We start from the raw sequence: 3,898 nt of genomic DNA on the forward strand, positions 1-3,898 counted from the left end.
GTGCTTATACCTTATCGGCAAGCACATCCTGAAGTAAGTATTTTTTTTAAAGAATGCTTATTAGATGATTTAAATCAAAGACTAAGTCATGAACAAATTGATTTTTCTGTCATACCTAGCAATATATCCACAGAACAGCAGCAAAACCACTTTTTCTATGCCGAAAATTTATATTATTTACCACAGGAATCGGGGTCTAACCCTCAAAAAGTATTTCAATACCGAATTAATGAATTGCCTGAAGCACAAGTTATTTTGACAGGTGGTGGTTGTGGTTTGAATGGTTATTTAGAGCATATTTTTAAACAAGAAAAAGCTAAATTGCAAAGCTATCCGGGTCAAGCTTTAAGCTATAAAGTTATTGAAGAATGGGCTTCTTTAGGAATTGGAGCAGGGATTTTACCCAAAGCCAAAATTTCAACAGAGAATAAAATGGCGCGGCCACTATTATTGAGTAATGGGCAAATGGCAAGTTTTTCTTATGAATGGGTATGGCGCAATGATATGTCAGCAAGACAGGATATGGTGGATTTTATTGATTATATAACCAATACTATTCCCGCATTAATCCGAGGAGAACAGCAGTTAGCCGCAGCGTGATGAAAGAGATAGTAAATTTCCTTTTTATATATTAGGACTCTGCCAGTCTTTGAAGGACTGACAGTCCTGAGAATGAGGCATGTTGAGAACGCTCAAGATGGAATTCACTATGAGACGACTTTGCTTTCATTCTCTACAATTTTACTGCTCTATCCTCATTGGGTCTCTAAACTGTTTTTTTGAAATTTTAGGGATTTTCCAAGTGTCTAAGGTTTCATTTTCAGTTTGATGCGATTGGCCTTTAAACGTTCTAGTACCTCATTACCCAAGCTTTCAGGTTTTAGAATCCCCGCCTCACGTAATTTTGTATGTAATTGGCCATTATTATCTTCCTGCTGCAAGCTCATTGCGGCTTTCATTTCATCGTTTTTACGCTGTTGCTTTTCTCTAATCCGTTCTAAAGAAGCTTTGGCTGAACGCAGTGCAGAATCAGAGTGAGTGAATTGCGCAGAAGCTTGTATATTGGCTTTTTGCACACTTTCCATGGTTTTGACAACGCTAATTTCACGCTCCATGGAATGAATATTACGCTCAGTTTGACGAATAGCTTGTTTCAATTCATGAACATTGGTGTTGTAGCTATCTAAAACAGCTTGCTGAGCGGCTAATTCATCTTCTATGCCTGCAATTTTATTTGCAATTTCGGCTGCTAAGCTCTCATCTGATTTGTCCAGAGCCTGTAGCGCATATCCTTCATATTCTGTAATATTGGCTTTTAATTTTTTCGCTTCACGTTCGATACCAATCTGCTCCGCCATCACCTTAGTTAAATTTTGTTTAGCTTCGTCTAAGTGTTGTTTTGCATCACGTATTTCTTGGTCTAAAATTCTCATTGCTTGGGAATCTACCAGTGTTTCACCTGCTTCATTGATGCCTCCACGTAGTGCCGTGAATAACTTAGTGAAAATACCCATTCTTAACTCCTATTTTATTAAATAGTCCCATAACTCTTCCACTGCGGTCAACGTGTTATCACTGAGAAAATCAACTTCGCGAATCAATTCATCAACAGTTGAGCTTGTCCACAATGCACCAAAAATAATGTATTGATTACCCACTTTTGAAAATGAAGATAGTGGCATTGGCAAATTCATCGATAATAAAGTGTCTAGCAATTCTTTATGTAATTCAGGCTTGATATCTTCTTCACGCCACAAATAGCTCATACATAAAATTTGGCTTTCATCGACTGTGATGTAAATTGGGAAATCTTCACGGTCTTCGATGCTGACTAATAAAATATCGGTTTCGCTCGGTATTATTTCAGTGCGTAAACGTAATTCATTATCAGTGGTCACACCGTCCAAGCTGGCGGCAAAATATTCTAGTTTCTCTTGAGGGATTAGCATAATGACTCCTTAAATGACTAAATGGGGTAAGGTCATAATATGTCAAGGATAGCAGTTGGCTTTTTCTCATATCTGCAATCAAATCTGTTTGGATATTTATCTAAAGTAGAATAGTATGCCCTGATGTTAAATTGAAGGATAAACCATCATGCACCGTCTTCTATTTTTCAAAATCAACAATAATAATGCTAGCAGCTAAATCAATATAATTCTTATCATGGCAATATAAATAGTGATTTGCAATTAAAAAATAATGTTTGAGCATTTTTTATTCCATTTTGTTTGGAACGCATAAACAAATGAATCATATTAAAATTGGGGGTAATTAATAGTTATTATCTGCAATTCCTTGATTTTGGATTTGATAGCTAAATAACATTATCGAGTGTTAGTAAAAAACTTATAATATACAATAACACTCACTAGGCAGGCATTGAGGTATTCATAAAATGAAAGTCGTTATTTTTTTATTACTGGTTATTGCGGCAGGCATTGGCTTCCCTTTATTATTTGAACAAGATGCTGGGTTTGTCATTCTGAGCTGGCAAACTTGGACAGCCAAAATGAGCCTTGCTACCTTTGTATTATTTTCAGTCATTAGTTTTGCAGCTTTTTTTGTTTTATTGAAACTGCTCGCGTGGATTTGGGATTTTCCACATCGTTTAAAAGTAAAAAGTGCTTTACACAAACAAAATAAAGCCCACCAAGGTTTAGGTCTAGGCTGTTTAAATTTACTACAACAGCAATGGGATCATGCCGAGAAAACCTTATTAAAATCGCCTCAATTTAGCGTATTACCTGCTTTACATTTTGTGGGAGCTTCTTTTAGCGCGTATCAACAAGGCAATATGGTGCAAGCAGCTGACTACATTGATAATGCAAAAGAATTTTTAGATGGACATGATGCAGAAATGGCTTTTTTTCAAGCTAAAATGTTACAGCAACAAGGACAATTGGTTTTAGCCGTTGAACAAGCACAGCATTCATTACAGCAAGCCCCTCATAACAAAGCCTGTTTACTCCTGTTAAGTGCTTTATATTTACAGTTAGCGGACTGGACTGCTTTGAGCAATTTATTGCCAACATTAGATAAACAAAAAGTATTGGAGTTTAAAGATTTGGAAAAATTAGCAATTCGAGTAAAACTCAAAGTAGCACAATAGACTGGACCACGTTCCAACATTCTCGACTATTTTATACTGCATTTAGTTTTAGCATCGACTTATCAGCGAAAAATAGTCAATTTCAGCAGTAAAGGGATATTTATGCTTTGATTTAAACGATTTATCTATAAATAGTATTGCCTAATAATATAGATAAATAACATATATTTACCCTTTGATGTTGTCATTTAACAGACCTTTTATCTATTTTGAAATGACAGCTTGGCATAATAATTTAATCCCTTTTGTTGTAATCGTTTATAATAATAGTGACGAATGGTCAATTCTTATTTATAGGGCGTGATAGTTTTGGAACAACTCTCTTAAATGAGAATCCACTAACAGCTTACAGCATCCCAATGATTAACCTACCGAATTACCTCATTGCAGAACAAATTTATGAAAGCGCAAGCTCTGTCATTTATCGTGCTACGCGCCTATCTGATAATCAAGCTGTCATTTTAAAAGCCTTACAAGAAGATTACCCTTCTGCTGAAAAAATAGCACATTACAAACAAGAATATAAAATTTTATCTCACTTACAAGACATTGATGGTGTGGTAAGAGTCTATGAACAAGAAGTCTTACAAAATAACATTATTACTGTATTTGAAGCATTCGATGGCCAAACCCTAAAAAAGCTAATGCTGACCCCTATATTGAATAAAAAAGGTGTGGACGGAATCATTAGTTTCTTAGATTTAGCGATTCATATTTGTCAGGTTTTAGGTGAAGTTCATGCAGCCAATATTATTCATAAAGATTTAAATCCACACAATATTTTAT

General features: G+C 35.3%; 5 protein-coding genes. 3 read left to right on the plus strand and 2 right to left on the minus strand.

Annotated features, from left to right (window positions below; genetic code table 11):
* Positions 1 to 600, plus strand: a 600-nt coding sequence (locus ABXH34_RS18110; RefSeq protein WP_353573290.1) for a LysR substrate-binding domain-containing protein, incomplete at its 5' end; no start/stop codon positions are given.
* A 206-nt stretch (positions 601 to 806) separates the two neighbouring features.
* On the opposite strand, the gene ABXH34_RS18115 is transcribed toward ABXH34_RS18110, so the two are convergent.
* Positions 807 to 1,514, minus strand: coding sequence for a PspA/IM30 family protein (locus ABXH34_RS18115; RefSeq protein ID WP_353573291.1), 708 nt, complete (start codon positions 1,512 to 1,514; stop codon positions 807 to 809).
* A 9-nt stretch (positions 1,515 to 1,523) separates the two neighbouring features.
* Complete coding sequence (locus ABXH34_RS18120) at positions 1,524 to 1,949, minus strand: DUF2170 family protein (RefSeq protein ID WP_353573292.1); 426 nt, start codon at positions 1,947 to 1,949, stop codon at positions 1,524 to 1,526.
* Positions 1,950 to 2,398: 449 nt separating this feature from the next.
* On the opposite strand from ABXH34_RS18120, the gene ABXH34_RS18125 reads away from it, so the two are divergent.
* Complete coding sequence (locus tag ABXH34_RS18125; RefSeq protein WP_353573293.1) at positions 2,399 to 3,112, plus strand: heme biosynthesis HemY N-terminal domain-containing protein; 714 nt, start codon at positions 2,399 to 2,401, stop codon at positions 3,110 to 3,112.
* Between the two features lie 359 nt (positions 3,113 to 3,471).
* Positions 3,472 to 3,898, plus strand: a 427-nt coding sequence (locus tag ABXH34_RS18130; RefSeq protein WP_353573294.1) for a protein kinase domain-containing protein, incomplete at its 3' end; no start/stop codon positions are given.

The organism is Candidatus Albibeggiatoa sp. nov. BB20, assembly GCA_016744725.1.
GTDB lineage: Bacteria > Pseudomonadota > Gammaproteobacteria > Beggiatoales > Beggiatoaceae > Albibeggiatoa.